Annotated in this window: 2 protein-coding genes (1 of these 2 cut by a window edge); both read right to left on the bottom strand. The window is 72.9% G+C overall.

Annotated features, from left to right (window positions below):
* Positions 1-9 precede the first annotated feature (9 nt).
* Positions 10-7,413 (bottom strand): non-ribosomal peptide synthetase, encoded by a 7,404-nt coding sequence (locus OCS65_RS10420; protein ID WP_263510138.1) that lies wholly within the window; start codon positions 7,411-7,413, stop codon positions 10-12.
* Between the two features lie 218 nt (positions 7,414-7,631).
* A protein-coding gene (locus OCS65_RS10415; RefSeq protein WP_263510137.1) for a non-ribosomal peptide synthase/polyketide synthase crosses the window boundary here: on the bottom strand, positions 7,632-20,857 show its final stretch. It continues 16,318 nt past the right edge of the window; the window shows 13,226 of its 29,544 coding nt (coding positions 16,319-29,544); the start codon falls outside the window, past its right edge; its stop codon occupies positions 7,632-7,634.

The following is a 20,857-nucleotide window of genomic DNA, read 5'->3' as shown; positions in this document are numbered from 1 at the left end:
GGCCGGTATTCAGTTCCGCATACTCCATGGGTCGACGGCGGCCACTGTCGTCCACTGCCCACCCGCGGCAACGGACCCCGGCGGGACCTCGTCGCGGTCGGTGACGACCACGACCCCGAGGTCGTCACCCGGTGCCTCGTTCAACGCGTCTACCAGCGAAGACGGCACGAACGCATGGGTTACCCATTCGTCGGCCACGACGGCGGCGAGGTCGGCGCCGGGCTCGGGCACGATCACCACCGCCCCCGCGATCCCGGCAGCCAGGATCGCGAAGATGCGCCACTGCTCCGCCGTGAGGTCGCACACCAACGACCGCGATTCGTAGTCCAGCTTCAGCGCAGCCGCACCGCCGCGGACCACGGCGACCAGTTCGCCGTGGTCGAGCACGCGGCCGGCCACCCACAGCGCGGGGTGCTGCGGCTGCAGGACCCGGACCCGCTCCGAGTAGTCGACCGGCCGGTGGGACAGCGTGTCCACGGCGGTCACCGTCGCCGGGTCGTCGAGGCACACCCAGCGCGCGGCGGCGGACCGACGGGCGTCCGACCCGGTCGTCGTCAACCCGAGCCCGGGTGTCTCCGCAGGCGTGGCGGAGCCGGACACGGCGGGCACGATCGCGGCACCCGCCTTGGTCACCGCCCAGAGCGCGGTGATCAGCTCGGGGCCCGCCGGCACGGCGACCGCGACGCCGTCGCCGGGCCCGACGCCCTCGGCGATGAGATACCGGGCCCACTGCGACGACCGGCGGTCGAGGTCGAGGTAGGTGACCTCGACGCCGTCCGCGACGAACGCCGGGGCCTCGGGATCGGACTCCACGGCGACCTGCCACTCCTGCGGCACCGTCCGCTCGACGCGGTCGGGGACCGCCACCGGCTCGGGCTCGATGATCGTGGGCGCCGTGCGCTCGGTCTCGGTGCGGATGTCGATGTCCCCGACCACCGCGTCGGAGGTTTCCGCGACGGCGCGCAGGACGGTCACGAAGCGTTCGGCGAACGTCGCGACGGTGCCGGCGTCGAACAGGTCCACGGCGTAGGTGAACCCGACGTGCATGCCGGCGGCCGAGCCGCCCGGGTGCTCACGCGGATCGACGGTCACCTGCAGGTCGAACTTCGCGGCGAGTTCACCGGCGTCGAGGGCCTCGACGGTGAGACCCGGCAGTTCGAGGCGCGCGGCCTCGGTGTTCTGGAACGACAGCACCGTCTGGAACACGGGATGCCGGGCCGGGGAGCGCACGGCCACCACGTCGTCGACCACCCGCTCGAACGGCACGTCGGCGTGGCCGAACGCCTCGAGGTCGACGGCGCGGGCCCGGTCGAGCAGCTCGGCGAAGGTCGCCGCCGGGTCCACATCCGTGCGCAGGGCGAGGGTGTTGACGAACATCCCGACGAGGTCGTCGAGGCGCCGGTCACCGCGGCCCGCGACGGGCGTGCCGACGACGATGTCGTGGGTGCCGCTGAGCCGGGCGAGCAGCACGGCGAGCGCCGCGTGGACGACCATGAACAGCGACGCCCGGTGCTCGAGCGCGAGGGCGTCGAGCCGCTGCCGGATCTGCGCGTCGACCTCCACCGCCACCGTGCCGCCGCGCAGCGACGGCTGCGGCGGCCGGGGCCGGTCCGTGGGCAGATCGAGCAGTTCGGGCACCCCGGCCAGGCGCGAACGCCAGTAGGACAGCTGGGCACCGGCCGGCGACTGCGCATCGTCGGCGTCACCGAGGACCCGACGTTGCCAGAGCGCGTAGTCGGCGTACTGCACCTCGAGCGGCGCCCAGGCCGGCGTGCCGCCCGACAACCGCGACGCGTAGGCGGTCATCAGATCCCGTGCCAGCGGCGCCAGCGACGCACCGTCGGCGGAGATGTGGTGGACGACGAGGGCGAGCACGTGGTCGTCGGCGCCGACCGAGACGATCCGGCCGCGCACCGGCACCTGCGCGGAGACGTCGAAGCCCTCGGCGGCGAGGGCGACGACCTCGGCGAACGCCTCCTGCTCGGACGCCACCTCGACCGGCACGACCGCGGGCACCACCGCGTCGGCGTCGAGGACGTGCTGGTAGGGCCCCGTCTCGTCCTGCGGGTACCGGGTGCGCAGCGACTCGTGCCGCTCGATCACGTCGCGCACCGCGGCGGTGAGCGCCGCGGTGTCGAGGCGGCCACGCAGCCTGATCGCGAGCGGGATGTTGTAGCTCGCGGAGGCGGGATCGAGCTGGTTGAGCACCCACATGCGTTGCTGGGCGAGCGAGAGCGGCACCCGATCGGGGCGGGGCCCGGCGGTCAGCGCGGGCCGGGGCGCCGATTCCGCGTGCGCGTCGGCCCGGGCCGCGAGTTCGGCGACGGTCGGTGCCTCGAACAGTTCGCGGATCGCGAGGGCGGTTCCGAGCGACTCGTTGATCCGCGCGATCACCCGCGTCGCGATGAGCGAGTTGCCGCCGAGCTCGAAGAACGAGTCGTCCGCACCGGCCCGCTCGACGCCGAGCACGTCGGCGAACACCTGCGCGACGGCGCGTTCGGCGGCGGTGGCCGGTTCGCGGCGCCCGCCCGCGGTGGTGGCGGTCGCCTGCGGCACCGGCAGGGCGCGCCGGTCGAGCTTGCCGTTGACGGTGAGCGGCAGCTCGTCGAGGACGACCACGAGGTCCGGAATCATGTAGCCGGTGAGGAAGGCACCGAGCTGCTCGCGCACGCGGGCCACGTCGACGTCCGCGCCGGCGCGGGGCACGACGTAGCCGACGAGCCGGTCGCCGAGACCGTCGTCGCGGACCACGGCGACCGCCTGGGCCACCGCGTCGGCACGCAGCAGCGCCGCCTCGACCTCGCCCAGCTCGATGCGGAAGCCCCGCAACTGCACCTGCGCGTCGCTGCGCCCGGCGTACTCGAGCTCGCCGTCGGCGTTCCACCGCGCGACGTCGCCGGTGCGATACAGCCGGCCCGCCCCGAAGGGGTCGGCGACGAACCGCGCGGCGGTCAGTCCCGGCCGACCGAGGTAGCCGCGGGAGAGCTGGTCACCGGAGACGTACACCTCGCCCGGCACCCCGACCGGGACGGGCTGCAGCCGCCGGTCGAGCACCCGCAGCCGCAGCCCCGGCAGGGAGCGGCCGATCCGGCTGGCGGCACCGGGGCGCGCGGCGCCGCGGTCGAGGGCCAGGAACGACACGTGAACCGTGGTCTCGGTGATGCCGTACATGTTGACCAGCGTCGGCGCCACGGGCCGGCGCCCGTACCAGCCGTCGAGCTTGCCGAGGTCGAGCGCCTCGCCGCCGAACACGACGTATCGCAGTGCGAGCGGATCGGCGTCGGGACGCTCCACGGACGCGACCCGGTCGGCCTCGTCGAGCTGAAGGAACGCCGAGGGGGTCTGGTTGAGCACGGTGACCCGCTCGGCCCGCAGCAGCTCGAGGAACTGTTCGGGCGAGCGTGAGGTCAGGTAGTCGACGACGACGAGCCGGCCGCCGTACAGCAGCGGTCCCCACAGCTCCCACACCGTGAAGTCGAATGCGTAGGAGTGGAACAGCGTCCACACGTCGTCGGCACCGAACCCGAACAGCGGTTCGGCGTTGTCGAACAGGGTCAGCACGTTGCGGTGGGTGACCGCGACGCCCTTGGGGCGGCCGGTGGAGCCGGAGGTGTAGATGACGTAGGCGCGGTTGTCCGCATGCAGCGGCGCGCTCCGCTCGGCGTCGGTGAGCGGCCCGGACGGCGCGTGCGGGTCGTCGTCCTCGATGTACACCCGGGGCAGGCCGACGTCCGGCAGTGCGTCGCCGTCACCGGTGGTGGTGGTGACGACGCAGCGCGGACGTGCGTCCTCGAGCATGTACCGCAGCCGCTCCGCCGGATACGTGGTGTCGGTGGGCAGATACGCGGCACCGGACTTGAGCACCCCCAGCAGCGCCACGATCAACTCGGCCGACCGGGGCAGCGCGACGGCCACGAGCTCCTCCGGGCCCGCCCCGGCCGCGACGAGCCGGCGGGCGAGGCGGTTGGCGCGCGCGTCGAGCTCGGCGAACGAGAGGGTGCGTCCGGCGAACGTGACGGCCGGGGCGTCGGGGCTGCGGCGGACGACGGCGTCGAAGCGGTCGGCGAGGGTCGCCGCTGCGGGCACCCGGACCCCGGACCCGAGCGTGCTCCACTCGGTGAGGATCCGCTCGGCCTCGGCGTCGTCCAGGAACGGCAGCGCGCCGACCGGGGTGGCGGCGTCCACGGTGACGCCGCGCAGGATCCGGGTGAACCGGTCGGCGAGGGACCGCATGGTGGGGGCGTCGAAAAGATCGGTGGCGTAGGCGAGTTCGACGGTCATCCCGCCGGGGGCGCCGCGCTCCGAGAGCTGCTCGGCGACGGTGACCTGCAGATCGAACTTCGCGATGGCCGTGTCGAATTCGACCCCGGAGATGCTCAGGTCGGGCAGCTCCAGGGCGGACTGCGGCAGGTTCTGGAAGGTGAGCATCACCTGGAACAGCGGGTGCCGGGCCTGCGAGCGGGGCGGGTCGAGCACCTCGACGAGCCGTTCGAACGGCATGTCGGCGTTCGCGAACGCCTCGAGATCCGTGCCGCGCACCCGGGCGAGCAGGTCGGCGAACGGCTCACCGGGTTCGACGGTGGTGCGCAGCACCAGCGTGTTGACGAACATGCCGATCAGGTCGTCCAGGGCGGCCTCGCCGCGGCCCGCGACGGGGGTGCCGACGGCGATGTCGTCGGTGCCGGACAACCGGGCCAGCAGCACGGCCAGCGCCGTGTGCACCACCATGAACACGCTCGCGTTGTGGGTGCGGGCCAGGTCGGCGAGCGCCGCGTGCAGTTCGGCGTCGATCGGGACACGAAGGGCGGCACCGTGATTGGACGCGACGGCGGGACGGGGCCGGTCCACCGGGAGGGTGAGTTCCTCGGGCAGGTCGGCGAGCTGCGCGCGCCAGTAGGCGAGCTGCCGCGACAGCACGGATTCCGGATCGTCCTCGTCGCCGAGCACCTCGCGCTGCCAGAGCGCATAGTCGGCGTACTGAACCGACAACGGCGGCAACGGATTCGGCTCGTCACGGGTGCGCGCCCGATAGGAGGCGACGACGTCACGGGTCAGCGGCGTCATGGAAAAACCGTCGCCGGAGATGTGGTGCACGACGAAGACGAGCACGTGCTCCTCGTCGGAGATCCGCAGCAGCGCGACGCGCCACGGCACGGCGGCGGTGACGTCGAACCCGGTGCCGACCAGCTCGAGGACGCGAGCGGGAACGTCCTCGGCCGCAACCTCGACGGGGGCGAGATCCGGCAGTACCTCGGCCACCGGCAGTACCACCTGGTAGCCGTCGCCGTCGATCTCCGGGTAGACGGTGCGCAGCGACTCGTGCCGGGCGACGAGGTCGGCGACCGCGCCGCGCAGGGCGTCGACGTCGAGACGCCCGGCGAGCCGGATCGCGACGGGGATGTTGTCCACCGCCGACTCGGGCGCGAACCGGTTCAGGAACCACATACGCTGCTGGGCGAGCGACAACGGGATCCGCTCGGGGCGGTCGCGGGCGACCAGCGCCACGGCACCCGAGCCGGCCTGCGACTCGAGCCGCGCCGCGAGCGCCTCCACCGTCGGCGCCTCGAACACCAGCGGCACCGGCACCCGGGTGTCGAGGGCCGCGCCGAGCCGGGCGACGAGCCGGGTGGCGACGAGGGAGTTGCCGCCGAGGTCGAGGAACGAATCGTCGAGACCGACCCGCTCGACGCCGAGGACGTCGGCGAAGACGTCGGCGACGGCCTGCTGGGCCGGGGTCTGCGGCGCCCGGTACTCCCGGACCGCGAACACCGGGGCGGGAAGGGCCGCGCGGTCGAGCTTGCCGACGGGATTGAGCGGCACCTCGGCGATGGGGACGACCGCCGCCGGGAGCATGTAGTCGGGCAGGAAGCCGGCCGCGAACTCGACGAGAGCGCCGGTGTCGAGGTCCGCGCCCCCGGCGGCCGGCACGACGTAGGAGACGAGCGCGGTCTCCCCGGAGGGCAGGGCGCGGCCCACGGTGGTGGCGAACTCGACGTCCGGGTGCCGGACGAGGACCGCGTCGATCTCGGTGAGTTCGATGCGGTAGCCGCGGATCTTGACCTGGAAGTCGGAGCGGCCGAGGTACTCGATCACACCGCTGTCGTCGCGGCGCACGAGGTCGCCGGTGCGGTACATGCGCGCCCCGCCGTCCGCGAACGGGTTGGCGACGAACCGGTCGGCGGTCAGGCCCGGACGGGCGTGATACCCCAGCGCGAGCTGTGCGCCCGCCAGGTACAGCTCACCGGTGACACCGGCGGGGACCGGGCGCAGGTGCGTGTCGAGCACGTATGCCCCCACGCCGGGGATCGGGGTACCGATGCGGATCGGCTCGCCCGGGTGCAAGGGGGCACTGCTCACCGCCAGGACGGTCGCCTCGGTCGGCCCGTATCCGTTGAAGAAGTCGCGGCCGGGCGCGGCCCAGCGCTCGACGAGATCGGGACCGAAGCTCTCCCCCGCCACCACGACCACGCGCAGGTCGTCCAGGCCCTGCGGGTCGACGGACCCCAGCGCCGCGGGGGTGATGAAGGTGTGGGTGACGCGCTCGGCCGCGAGCAGCTCCGCCAGGTCCGCGCCGCCGACGATCGTCGGCGGCGAGACCACCAGGGTCGCGCCGGCGGTGAAGGCGCTCAGCAGCTCGAGCATCGACACGTCGAAGCTGGGCGAGCAGATGTGCAGCACCCGCGCCTCGGCGGTGACCCGGTAGTGCTCGCGTTCGGCGGTGATCAGGCCGGCGATGCCGGTGTGCGGGACGGACACGCCCTTCGGCAGGCCCGTCGACCCGGAGGTGTAGATCATCCAGGCCGGGTGCAGCTCGGACAGCGGCCGGATCCGATCGGCGTACGACACCGGGTGGCCGGGGCGGGCGGCGATGTCACCGGCCACGCCGGGATCGTCGAGCGCGGTCCACCGCACCGAGCCCGGCAGGTCCGCGGCGAAGGCCGTGAGGGTCAGGCCGACGGCCGCGCCGGAGTCGGACACCATGTGCAGGACCCGCTCGGCCGGGTACTTCGGGTCGACGGGCAGGAACGTCGCCCCCGACTTCGCCACCGCCCACACGGACAGGACGGACTCCGCCGAGCGGGGCACGGCGACCGCCACCACGTCGCCCGGGCCGATGCCCCGCTCGATCAGCAGCCGCGCCAGCTGCGACGACTTCTCGTCCAGCTCCCGGTACGTGAGCGTCGCCCCGCCCGCCGCGACGACCGCCGGGTGATCGCCGCGTTCCTCCACGGCCGATACCAGCAGTTGCGGCAGCAACGTCGCCTGGGTGCGGGTGCGGGAGCCCCGCTGGGGGCGGGTGGGGGCGGGACGGCGGCTGCGGGCGGGGCGTTCGCGGCGCTCGACGGCCGGCGACTGGGGAGCGATCGCCGGATCGCTCCCGCCCAGGCTGCCGTCGTGTCGAGAAGACCGCATGTAGATGCCCACATCCTTCGCTTCGGTTCCGTTGCTCGCGCGCGAACGAGCAAGCATAGTCACTGCGCCCGGCGCCCTCGGCGGGACCGTAGCGGCCGGTAGCCGCCACTCGTTCATCCACCGATGCGCCCGCGACGTTACCCTCGGGCCCCCGCCGGGACCGGACGCGGTGAGGCTCCCCCGACGAAAAGGGGAGCCTCACCGCGGCGGGCCGGACCTCAGGCGACGACGACCCGATGGGCCGTGCGCCACCGCTCGAGCAGCTCCTCCGGCGCCCGATCGACCACGACCACCACCGCCAGATCCTCGAGCCCCCCGGGTTCGAGGGTGTCGAGCGCGTCGGCGGTCAGGTGGGCATGGGTGACCCACTCGTCGTACAGGGCGGCGTCGAGTGCCTCCCCCGAGTCGGCGCCCTCCGGCACCACGACGACCGTCGCGCCGGTGGCCGTGACCAGCATCGGCTCGAGCGCACCGGCCTCCGCCGCGGTCGACCCGACCGCGGCGCTGCGCGACTCGTAGGTCAGGCCGTACTGCTCGCGCAGCTCGCCGATCCGGTCGATCAGCTCGGCCTGGGTGAACGTGCGGGTCGCGGTGACCAGGGCCGGGCTCTCGGACCCGACGACCCGGAGCCGGTCCGCGTACGAGACGGGGTGTGCGGCCTGCGCCGCCTGCTCGGCGCGCAGCTGCTCGTCGTCGAGCGGCAGCCACGTGACGGTGCCGGGCAGGCCGGCGGTGAGTTCCGCCACGGTCAAGCCCAGCGTCACCCCTGCGGCGCCCGGCGCCCCGACGAACGGGCCGCCGGGATCGACCATCAGCAGGGCCGCGCCGGTCTTGGCGACCGCCCACTGCGCCACCACCGACTGCACCGACCGCGGGACGGCGACGGCGACGACGTCGCCGGTGCCGATGCCGCGCGCGATGAGCAGCCGCGCCAGCCGCGACGACCGCGCGTCCAGCTCGCGGTACGGCACCTCGGTGCCGTCGACGGCCACGGCCGGGGCTTCCGGATCCTCCTCGACCACGTGGGCCAGCACGGCGGCGAGCGTGCGGCCGGTGCTCGCGGCCGGAGCCTGCGCCGGCTCGGCCTCGGCGACGAGGTGTGCCCGCTCCGCGGCGTCCATGAGGTCGATGTCCCCCACCGCCGCCTGGGCGTCGGCCACGAAGGCGTCGAGGACCCGCACGAACCGCTGCGAGAGCACGGTCACCTCCGTCTCGTCGAAGTACCGCTCCAGGTACTTGAAGGTGAACACGATCTCCGACTGCGCGAGGGTGAGCAGCGTCAGCGGGTAGTGGGTCGCGTCGTCGAGCCGGACGTCCGTGACGGTCATGCCGTCGAGGTCCGTGGCGGCGGAGGACAGCGCGGCCCGGTCGATCGGGTACGACTCGAACACGAGCAGCGTGTCGAATCCGATCCGCCCGCCCGCCCGCTGCTGGATCTCGGTCAGACCCAGGTAGTGGTGGCCGAGCAGTTCCGCCTGTTGTGCCTGCACGCGGCGCAGCAGCTGCGCGACGGTCTCGTCGTCATCGGTGTCCACCCGCACCGGCAGGGTGTTGATGAACAGGCCGACCATCGACTCGACGCCGGGCAGCTCGGCCGGCCGGCCGGACACGGTGGCGCCGAAGGTCACGTCGGAGCGTCCCACGATCCGGCCGAGCAGCACCGCCCAGGCCGCCTGCACCAGGGTGTTCACGGTGACCCCGAGGCTCGCGGCCAGGGCGGTCACCGCCGCGGCGCGTTCCTCGTCGAACACCACGTGCACCGAGGAGATGGCGTCCGCGTCGGGATGCCGCACCGACGGGGCGAGGACGGTCGGCTCCTCGACGCCGGCGAGTGCCTTCGCCCACACCTCGAGCGACGCCTCCCGGTCCTGCTCCGCCAGCCACTCGAGGAACTCCCGGTAGGAGCGGACGGCCGGGAGCGCGGTGGTGTCCCCGTGCGTGACGTACAGCGCCATGAGGTCCTGCATGAGGACCGGCATGGACCAGCCGTCGAGCAGGATGTGGTGGACCGTCACCGCGAGCAGCGAGCGGCCCTCGGCCACGTCGACGAACAGGAACCGGATCAGCGGGGCGGTGCCGAGGTCGAAGCGCCGGACCTGCTCGTCGCGCAGGATGCGGGCCAGCTCGGCGTCGCGGGCGTCCTCGGCGAGGCCGCCGAGGTGCTCGTGCCGCCACTGCACGTCGACGTCACCCAGCACCAGCTGCACGGGATCGCCGCTGTCGGTGACGAACACCGTCCGCAGGTTCGGGTACCGGTCCAGCAGCGCCTGCGCCGCGGCGCGCAGCCGCTCCGGATCGACCGCACCGCCGAGTTCGAGCACCGCCTGCATCGTGTAGACGTCCACGCTCGCCTCGGTCATGAGCGCGTGGAAGTGCAGACCCGCCTGCAGCGGCGACAGCGGCCACGCGTCGGTCACCGACGGGTACCGCGACTGCCACACGTCGAGGTCGTGCTGGGCGACCGACACGAGCGGCACGTCCGACGGGGTCAGGCCCCCGGCGCCCGGCTCGCGGACGTGGCGGGCCAGCGCAGCCAGGGCCTCATGCCAGTGCTGTGCCAGCTCCTCGATCTCCGAGCGCTCGACCACCCCGGCGGGGAAACCGAAGCGCGCCTCGAGCTGTGGGCCCTCCGGGCGGTACGACACGGTCGCCGCGACGTCGATCGTCGCGGTGACGGGCAGGCCGGCGGGGCGGACCGTGAGGTCGCCGAACGCATCGGCCGGCGCCCACGCACCGCCCGGGACCGGCTCGCCGTAGTGGAACGCAACCTGCGGCCGCGGAGCGCCGAGCTCCCCTGCGGAATCGGGGTCGAGGTGCCGCAGCAGACCGAAGCCGGCACCACCGTCGGGCAGGGCCCGCAGCTGTTCCTTGACCGCCTTGACGGCGGCGCCCATCGCCGGTCCCCCGGCGAACGCGTCGTCGAGGTCGATTCCCTCGAACCCGGCACGGAACGGGAATACGGTGGTGAACCATCCGACGGTCCGGGACAGGTCGGCACCGGGGACCACGGCCGCGTCGCGTCCGTCCCCGTCCACCGCGAGCAGCGTGGACGTCTCGTCGATGCCCCGGTCCCGGCGCCACCGCACCAGCGCGAGGCCGAGCGCGGTGACCAGACCGTCGCGGACGGTGCCGTGGAACCGCTCGGGCACCGCGGTGAGCAGCGCCTCCGTGTCCGCGGCGGGGACGGTGCCGCGCACGTGCTCGACCGTGGCGCCGAGATCGACGGCCGGGTCGAGCGGGCGGTTCCCGATCGGGAAGTCCGGTCCGTCGAGGATCGAGCGCCACAGTGCGAGTTCCGTGCGGCGCTCGGGCCGGCCGGCCGCCTCGACCAGCCCGTGCGCCCAGCGGCGCAGGGAGGTACCGACCGGGGGCAGCACCACCGGGCGTCCGGCCGCGAGGGCGTCGTACGCGGCGGCCAGATCGTCGACCAGGATGCGCCAGGACGCGTCGTCGGCCACGAAACGGTGGGCGACGATCAGCAGCGTCTCGCCGCGCCCGTCGTCGATGCGGACGAACTGCACCATCCGGCCCGCGGCGGGGTCGATTCGCTCGACGGCCGCCCCGAGGGCCCGCTCGGCGCGGGCCCGCACGTCGTCGGCCGCGTCCGTTTCCGGTTCCGCCTGCGCCAGCAGGGTTTCCGGGTCGACGGTGCCGGTGGCACGCACCCGCAGGGCGACGGCGCCGTCGGCGTCGTGCTCGACGATCGCACGCAGCGCGTCGTGATGGTCGACGAGCACGCCGATCGCCCCGGCCAGGGCGTCGTGGTCGACGCCGGAGGGCAGGATCACCGCCGTGGCCACGGCGAGTCGTTCGACGTGGCCGGCGGCGTCGAGCGCGTCACGCATCGCCGGCGTCAGCGGGACGTCGCCGACACCGCCACCGGGCAGTTCCGCGGGTGCACCCGCCCCACCGCCGGTGAGGGTGGCGACCTCCGCCAGACCCGCAACGGTCTTGCGTTCGAACACGTCCCGCGGGGTGAACACCACGCCGCGGGCCTTCGCGCGCGAGACCAGCTGGATCGAGACGATGCTGTCGCCGCCGAGGGCGAAGAAGTCGTCGTCGAGACCGACCTGTTCGAGACCGAGCACCTCGGCGAACACCCGCGCCACGGCCTCCTCCGTGACGGTGGTCGGCGCCCGGAACTCCCGGGCCTCGAACACCGGCGCCGGCAGCGCCCTGCGGTCGAGCTTGCCGTTGACGTTCAGCGGCAGCGCCTCGAGCACCACGAACGCCGCCGGCACCATGTACGACGGCAGGTCCCGCCCGAGTTGCGTGCTCACGTCGGCGACGTCGAGCACGACGCCGGGCTGCGGCACCACGTAGGCGATCGCCTGCGGTCCGACCCGGTCGTCCTCGCGGACGATCACCGCCACGTCCCGGATACCGTCGACGCCGCGCAGCGCGGCCTCGATCTCGCCGAGCTCGATGCGGAAACCGCGAATCTTGACCTGGAAGTCCGTGCGTCCGACGTACTCCAGGCGACCCGCTGGATCCCACCGCACCAGGTCACCGGTGCGGTAGAGCCGTTCGCCGTCCCCGAACGGCGAGGCGACGAACCGCTCCGCCGTCAGATCCGCCCGGCCGTGGTAGCCGCGCGCCAGCTGCGCACCCGCCAGGTACAGCTCACCGGGCACGCCGGCCGGGACCGGATTCAGCCGCGCGTCGAGCACGTACACCCGCGAATTCCACTCCGGGACACCGATCGGCACCGACACCCCGGTGGCGTCGTCGACCTCGTGGAAGGTCACCGACACCGCGGCCTCGGTCGGACCGTACAGGTTGTCCAACCGGGCCGTGTTGTGCGCCAGGAACCGTCGCGCCGTCGCCGCCGGCAATGCCTCACCGATCGCGAGCACCCGTCGCACCGACGCCGGGAGCCGGTCCTCGCCGTCGACGAGGAGCGTCTCGAGCATCGACGGCACCACGTGCAGGGTGGTCACGGACCGCTCCGCCGTCAGGGCGTTCAGATAGCCCGGGTCGCGGTGCCCGTCCGGCGCGGCGATCACCAACCGGCCACCGCAGACCAGCGCCGACCAGAACTCCCACACCGACAGATCGAACGTCGCCGCCGTCTTGAGCAACACCGCATCGTCGGCACCGAGCGCATACTCCGCCCGCTTCCACACCAACTGGTTCACGATCGCCCCGTGCGGCACCGCCACACCCTTCGGCCGACCCGTCGAACCCGACGTGAAGATCACATACGCCGTGTTCGACGCCCGCAACGGCGCCAACCGCTCCGCATCGGTGACCGGAGCGTCCGACAGTTCGTCGAGGTCGAGGGTGTCGAGAGTGAGCGTCGGGATCGTCTGTCCCGGTACCACGAAGCCGTCGCGCTCGGTGGTCAGCACCACCACCGGAGCCGCGACCTCGAGAATGTACCCGGTCCGCTCCGCCGGCTGGTCCGGGTCCAGTGGCACATACGCACCACCGGCCTTGACCACGGCGTACATGCCCACCAGCAACTCGACCGACCGGCGCATTGCCAGCGCCACGGTCGACTCCGGCCCCACACCCAGCGCAACAAGCTGCCGCGCAAGACGATTGACCCGGGCATCGAACTCGCCGTAGGTGAGCGTCACACCCTCGAACACCAACGCCGGCGCGTCGGGAGCGCGCCGCACCTGCTCGTCGAACAGATCCACCAGCGTCGCCGGCCCCCCGACCGCACGAGCGGTCTCGTTCCACGCCTCGAGCACCCGCACCCGCTCGGCCGCCTCGAGAATCTCGATATCCCCCAGCGCCACCGACGGATCGGCCACAATCGCCTCGAGCACCCGCACGAACCGCTCCGCGAACACCACGACGGTTGGCTCGTCGAACAGATCCGTGGCGTACGTGAGCACGCTCGTGATCCCCTCGGGGGCGCCGTCGTCGGCGTACCGGTCGGTGACCACGAGATGCAGGTCGAACTGCGAGGTCTGCAGGTCCGCGTCCACACCGGAGACGGTCAGTCCCGGCAGCTCGAGGCTCGTCGTCGCGAGGTTCTGGAACGACAGGCCCACCTGGAACAGCGGATGCCGCGCCGTCGACCGCTCCGGATTGAGCACCTCCACGAGCCGCTCGAACGGCACGTCGGCGTTCGCGAAGGCCTGCAGGTCCCGCTCCCGCGCCTGGTCGAGCAGGTCGGCGAAGGACTCGCCGGGCTCGACCCGGGTGCGGAAGACCAGCGTGTTGACGAACATGCCGATCAGATCGTCGAGTTCACGCTGACCGCGGCCGGCGATCGGCGTGCCGATCGCGATGTCGTCGGTGCCCGACAGCCGCGCGAGCAGCACCGCGAACGCGGCGTGGACGGCCATGAACAGCGTCGCGCCCCGGCCCCGGGCCAGCTCGACCAGCTGCCGGTGCAGGTCGGCGTCGATCGTGAAGTCGATCTTCCCGCCCGCGAAGGACTGCACGGCCGGTCGCGGCCGGTCGGTCGGCAGATCCAGCTGGTCCGGCAGATCCGCCAGGGCCTGCTTCCAGTACGTCACCTGCTTCGCAGCCACCGACGCCGGGTCGTTCTCGTCGCCGAGCACCCGCCGCTGCCACAGGGCGTAGTCGGCGAACTGCACCGGCAGCGGTGCCCAGTCCGGAGCGTTCCCGGTCGACCGGGCGACGTACGCCGCCACGAGATCGCGGGTGAGCGGCCCCATCGAGGAGCCGTCCGCCGAGATGTGGTGGACGACGAAGGCGACGATCATCTCGTCCTCGCCGACGGCGAACAACCGCACCCGGATCGGGGCCTCCGACGTCACGTCGAAGCCGGTGTAGGCCAGCTCGCGGATCCGATCGGCGACCTCGTCCCAGGTGGTGACGACGGGTGTCAGGTCCGGGACCACCGCCGTCACCGGCAGCACGACCTGGACCGCGCCGTCGTCGGTCTCCGGGTACGCCGTGCGCAGCACCTCGTGCCGGGTGAACACGTCCCGGATCGCGTCCTGCAGCGCCGCGACGTTCAACCGGCCCGAGAGCCGCAGCGCCACCGGCAGGTTGTAGGCCGCCGACTCCGGGTCGAAGCGGTTGAGGAACCACATGCGCTGCTGGGCGAGCGAGAGCGGCACCCGTTCCGGCCGCGGCCCGGCCACCAGTGGCACGGAGCCGCCGGATCCGGCGTGCTGCTCGACGTGCGCCGCGAGCGCCTCGACCGTCGAGGCGTCGAACAGCACCCGCACCGGCACCCGCGAATCCAGCGCCGCACCCAGGCGCGCCACCAGCTGCGTGGCGATCAGCGAGTTACCGCCGAGCGCGAAGAAGTCGTCGTCGAGACCGACCCGGTCCACGCCGAGGACCTCGGCGAAGATGCCCGCGACGATCTCCTCGATCGGAGTCGTCGGGGCCCGGAACTCCCGCGCGGCGAACGTCGGCGCGGGCAGCGCCTTGCGATCGAGCTTGCCCGAGGTGTTCAGCGGGAACTCCGCGAGCACCACGATCGCCGCGGGCACCATGTACGACGGCAGCGTCCGCGTCACGAACGCGATCACCTCGCCCGCGTCCACCTCGTGGCCCGGCGCGGGAACGACATAGCCGGCGAGCTGGTCGCCGGTAGGGGTCGGCACCACCAGCACCGCGGCCTGGTTCACCGACTCGTGCGCCAGCAACGCCGTCTCGATCTCGCCGAGCTCGATGCGCTGACCGCGGAACTTCACCTGGAAGTCGGTGCGGCCGATGTACTCGAGTTCCCCGGTTTCGTTCCAGGTGACCAGGTCGCCGGTGCGATACATCCGCTCCCCCGGCGCCCCGAACGGGTTCGCGACGAACCGGTCGGAGGTCAGGTCCGGGCGGCGGACGTAGCCGCGGGCCAGCTGCACGCCCGCCAGATACAGCTCACCCGGGACCCCGACCGGCACCGGCCGCAGCCGGCCGTCGAGGACCAGCACCCGCACGTTCCACTCCGGGACGCCGATCGGCACCACGTCGACCGGTCCGGTGGCCGGCGCCTGCCAGAAGGTGGCCGACACCGCCGCTTCGGTCGGGCCGTAGAGGTTGTCGATCGCGGCCGTGCTGATGCGCCGCACGCCCTCGATCGTCTCCGGCGGCAGGGCCTCGCCGATCACGAAGATGTGCCGCAGCGTGGCGCACGACTCCCGGTCGACGTGGGCGGCGAACACCGTGAGCATCGACGGCACGAAGTCGGTGATCGTCACCTTCTCGCGGGCGATGACGTCCGCGACGTACACCGGGTCGCGGTGGCCGTCGGGTGTCGCCACGACCAGCTTCGCCCCCACACTCAGCGGCATGAAGAAGCCCCACAGCGACACGTCGAACGTCGTGGCCGTCTTCTGCAGGTAGACGTCCTGTGCCGTCATCTCGAACTCGTCGAGCATCCACGCCGTCTGGTTGACGATGGCGCGGTGCGTGACGGCGACGCCCTTGGGCCGGCCGGTCGAGCCGGACGTGAAGATGGCGTAGGCCGTGTTGTCCGGGCGCAGCGGCGCACGCCGGTCCCGGTCGGTGACGGGCGCGTCCGAGACCGCCGACAGATCCAGCTCGTCGACGAGGACGGCGTCGACGGTGAGCCCGTCGGGAACGGTGAACTCGTCGCGGGCGGTCGTGACGATGCACACCGGGTCGGCCGTGTCGAGGATGTGCCGGACACGGTCGACCGGGTGATCCGGATCGATCGGCACCCATGCGCCGCCGGCCTCGACGATCGCGTACATGCCCACCAGCAGGTCGAACGACCGCCGGATCGCCAGGCCCACCAGGGACTCCGGCCCCACCCCCTGCGAGATCAGGTGCCGCGCGAGGCGATTGACGCGGGCGCCGAATTCGGCGTACGTCAGCTCGGCACCCTCGTAGGCCAGCGCCACCGCATCCGGGGTGCGCCGGGCCTGCGCCTCGAACCGGGACAGGAGCAGTTCGGTGCCGTCGAGGGCGTGGTCCGAGTCGTTCCACCCGTGCAGGATCTGCTCGAGTTCGGCCGCGTCGAGCAGATCGACGTCGCCGACGGGCAGCGCCGGCTGCTGTGCGATCGCTTCGAGGACCCGCACGAACCGCGACAGCAGCGTCTCGACCTGCTGCACGTCGAACAGCCTGCGCTGGTAGCGCAGGTCGAGGTCCATGCCGGATCCGACATGGATGAACAGGCTCAGCGGGTAGTGGGTGGCGTCGTTCGTGCCGACGCCGGTGACCGACATGCCGTCGATCGACGCCGCCTGGTCGGCCAGGCCCTTCTCGTCGAGCGGGTAGGACTCGAACACCGTGAGGGTGTCGAACGCCACGGTCGGCCCGGCGACCCGCTGGATCTCGGTGAGACCCAGATGATGGTGCTCGAGCAACTCGGCCTGCTCCTGCTGCAGGCGCTGCAGGAACCGCTCGATCGGCTCCTGCGGATCGAACGTCACCCGCACCGGCAGGGTGTTGATGAACAGGCCCACCATCGACTCCACGCCGGGCAGGTCCGCCGGCCGGCCCGACACGGTGGCGCCGAAGACGACGTCGTCGCGTCCGGTCGACCGGCCGAGCAGCACGCCCCACGCCGCCTGGACGAGGGTGTTGACGGTGACGCCGAGCCGGGCCGCGGCCGAGGCGATCTCGGCCGTGCGGGCGTCGTCGAGCAGCAGCCGCACGCGGTCGGCGCCCTCGGCGCCGGGGTGCCGGTCGGTCGCCGGGGCGAGCAGCGTCGGCTCCTCGAACCCGTCGAGCACCCGGGCCCACGTGGCGCGGGAGGCGTCGAGGTCACGCTCGGCGACCCACGCCAGGAACGACCGGTAGGAGCGGGCCCGCGGCAGCGGCGACGCATCCCCGCGGGTGGCGTACAGCATCATCATGTCCTGCATCAGCAGCGGCATCGACCAGCCGTCGATGAGGATGTGATGCACGGTCACGCCGAGCTGGTAGCGGCCGTCGCCGAGCGACGCGAGGACGAACCGGATCAGCGGCGCCTCGTCCATCGCGAACCGGCGCGCCTGCTCCTCCCGCCAGAACGGGACCGTCGCGCGCACGCCCTCGGCGGCGACGAGCTGCGACAGGTCGGCCTCACGCCACGGCACCCGCACGCCGGAGAGCACCACCTGCACCGGGGCACCGGCGGCGTCGGCGACGAACACCGTCCGCAGGTTCGGGTACCGGTCGAGCAGCGCCTGCGCCGCGCCGCGCAGCCGCTGCGGATCGACCACGCCGTCGAGGTCGAGCACGGCCTGGATCGTGTAGACGTCCACGCTGGATTCGTCCATGAGGGCGTGGAACAGCAGGCCCGACTGCAGCGGGGACAGCGGCCATACGTCGGTCGCCGACGGGAAGCGCGCCTCCCACGCCTCGAGGTCCTGCTGGGTCACCGACACGAGCGGCACGTCCGACGGGGTCAGGCCGCCGGCGCCGGGCTCGCTCGCGTACCGGGCCAGCGCCGCGAGCGCGTCCACCCAGTAGGCGGCGAGGGACTCGACCTCGTCCGGGCCGAGAAGGCCGGTCGGGAAGGCGAATCCGGCCGCGAGCTGCGGTCCGTCCGCACCGTCGGACACGATCGCGTTGATGTCGACGACGGCGTTGGCGGGCATGTCCGCGTCGAGGGCGGCGTCGACCCCACCGAGCGCGTCCGTCGGAACCCAGCCGATCGCGGCGAGTTCCTCGGGCACGTCCGCGGCGGACACCCGGCCGAGGTAGTTGAAGCTCACCTGCGGCTGGGTGGTGTATGCGGACAAGATCTGCGAGCCGACCGGATCGAGGTGGCGCAGCAGGCCGTAGCCCATGCCCTTGTCCGGGATCGCCAGGAGCTGTTCCTTGACGGCCTTGACGGCGGATCCCATGGCGGTGCCGCCGGCGAAGGCGTCGTCGACGTCGATGCCGGTCAGGTCCACCCGCACGGGATGCGCGCTGGTGAACCAGCCGACGGTGCGGGACAGGTCCGCACCCGGCACGACCGACTCCTCGCGGCCGTGACCCTCGAACTTCAGCAGCGCGGACGTCGCGTCGACGCCGCGGTCGCGCCGCCACCGGGTCAGCGCCAGGCCGAGCGCGGCGATGAGCCCGTCGTTGACGCTGCCGTGGAACAGCGCGGGCACCGCGGTCAGCAGCGCCTCGGTGTCGGCCGCGGGGATGTTCACGTCGAGACGCTGCACGGTCGACGCGACGTCGACCGCCGGGTCGAACGCGCGGCCGCCGAGCAGCGGGTCCAGCCCGTCGAGCACCGACCGCCACAGCTCCAGCTCCGCCCGGCGTTCGGGCGCGCGCGCGGCGTCCACCAGACCGTGGGCCCAGCGGCGCAGCGACGTGCCGACCGGCGGCAGCGCGACGTCCTGTCCCGCCGCCACCTGGCCCCACGCGACGGCGAGGTCGGGCAGCAGGATTCGCCAGGAGACGCCGTCGACCACGAGATGGTGGGCGACGACGAGCAGCACGCCGGGGCGTTCGCCGGGTCCGAAGTCGAACCACACGAACCGCAGCACCCGTCCCTCGGTGGGCGCGAGCCGGTCGAGCGCGGCGTCGAGCTCGCGCGACGCGACCGCGGTGAGCGCGGCGGCGTCGATGTCGGCGGGCACCTCGACGCGGGTGACGAGTTCGTCGGCGTCGACCGTGTCCGCGGCACGCACCCGCAGCACGGGAGCGCCGTCGGCGTCGTGCTCGAGGATCGACCGCAGCGCGTCGTGGTGGTCGACGACGGCGCCGATGGTGCGCACCAGCACGTCCCGGTCGATGTCCTTGGGCAGCGTCACCGCCACGGACTGGGAGAAGCGGTCGAACCCGCCACCCCAGCCGAGCACCTCGCGCATGATCGGCGTGAGCGGCACCTCGCCGACGCCGCCGCCGGGCAGTTCCTTCAGACCGCCGGGGCCCTCGCCCGCGGTGGTGCGGGTCGCGACCTCGGCGAGACCGGCGACCGACCGGCGCTCGAACACGTCACGCGGCGTGAACACGACGCCGCGGGCCTTGGCGCGCGAGACCAGCTGGATGGAGACGATGCTGTCGCCCCCGAGCGCGAAGAACGACTCATCGACGCCGACCCGGTCGAGGCGCAGCACCTCGGCGAACACCTCGGCGATGATCTCCTCGAGATCATTGCTCGCGGCCCGGAATTCGCGCTCCTCGAGCTCCGGTTCGGGCAGCGCGTCGCGATCGAGCTTGCCGACGGGGGTCAGCGGGATCTTGTCGAGCACGACGAGCGCGGAGGGCACCATGTGCGCCGGCAGCGAGCGGCCGACGAACTCGGTCAGCGCGGCGGTGTCGATCGTCGCGCCCGCCTTCGGCAGCACGTAGGAGACGAGCACGGTGCCGCCGGAGGGCGTCGTGCGGCCCAGCGTGGCCGCGAACTCCACGGTCTCGTGGGACGTCAGCGCCGAGTCGATCTCGCCGAGTTCGATGCGGAAACCGCGCACCTTGACCTGGAAGTCGCTGCGCCCGACGAACTCGAGTTCGAGCCGGTCGTCGTCCATGACGCGCCAGCGCACCATGTCGCCGGTGCGGTACATCCGCCCGCCGTCCGCCGTGAACGGATCGGCGACGAACCGTTCCGAGGTGAGCACCGTGCGCCGGTGGTAGCCGCGGGCGAGGGCGGCACCCGACAGGTACAGCTCACCCGCGACACCCACGGGGACGGGCCGCAACCGCGAGTCGAGAACGAGGGCGGTCGTGCCGCGCACGGGGCCGCCGATCGTGATCGGATCCCCGGGCCGCACGTGCGCATAGGTGGAGATGACCGTCGCCTCGGTCGGGCCGTAGCCGTTGAGCAGCGTGCGGCCGGGCGCCCACCGGTTCACCAGCTCCGGCGGCAGGGCCTCACCACCGACGACGACCACCTCGAGGCTGTCGAGGCCCTCGGGGTCGACGGTGCCGATCACCGCGGGGGTGATGATCGTGTGGGTGGGGCGTTCGGTGCGGAACAGTTCCGCGAGGTCGGGGCCGCCGATGATCGTCGACGGCACGACGACCAGCGTCGCGCCCTGGGAGAACGCCGCGATCCACTCCATCACCGACGGGTCGAAGCTCGGCGACATGATGTGCAGGAACCGCGAGCGGGACGTCAGGCCGTACAGGTCGATGATCGTGTCCAGCAGCCCACCGAGGCCGGTGTGGGTGACCACGACGCCCTTGGGCCGGCCCGTCGAACCCGACGTGTAGATCAGGTAGGCAGGGTGCTGCGGGCGCAGCGGCCGGACACGGTCGGCGTCGGTGATCGGTGCCGACGAGCGGGCCGCGACGTCCGGTGCGAGACCGGGATCGTCGACGACCAGCCACTCGGCGTCGTCGGGCAGGCCGGCCCGGTGTGCGGTTCCCGTGATACCCAGGGCCGCACGGGAATCGGAGAGCATGTAGCGCACGCGCTCCGGCGGGTACGACGGATCGACCGGCACGTGTGCGGCGCCGGCCTTCGCCACCGCCCACACCGCACGGACCATGTCGTAGGAGCGCGGGAACGCCACGGCGACGATGTTCTCGGGGCCTACGCCGCGCTCGACCAGCAGCCGCGCGAGCCGGGACGAGTCCTCGTCGAGCTCGCGGTAGGTGATCGACCGTCCCTCGTGCC

The organism is Rhodococcus aetherivorans (assembly GCF_025722975.1).
GTDB classification, from domain to species: Bacteria; Actinomycetota; Actinomycetes; order Mycobacteriales; family Mycobacteriaceae; genus Rhodococcus; species Rhodococcus aetherivorans.
Note: the sequence above shows the minus strand (reverse complement) of the source record. Positions and strands in the feature narration are given on the sequence as shown.

Bases quoted from the DNA above. Each gene is read 5' to 3' on its own strand.
- OCS65_RS10420 (WP_263510138.1), bottom strand. From the start codon at position 7,413: ATGCGGTCTTCTCGACACGACGGCAGCCTGGGCGGGAGCGATCCGGCG.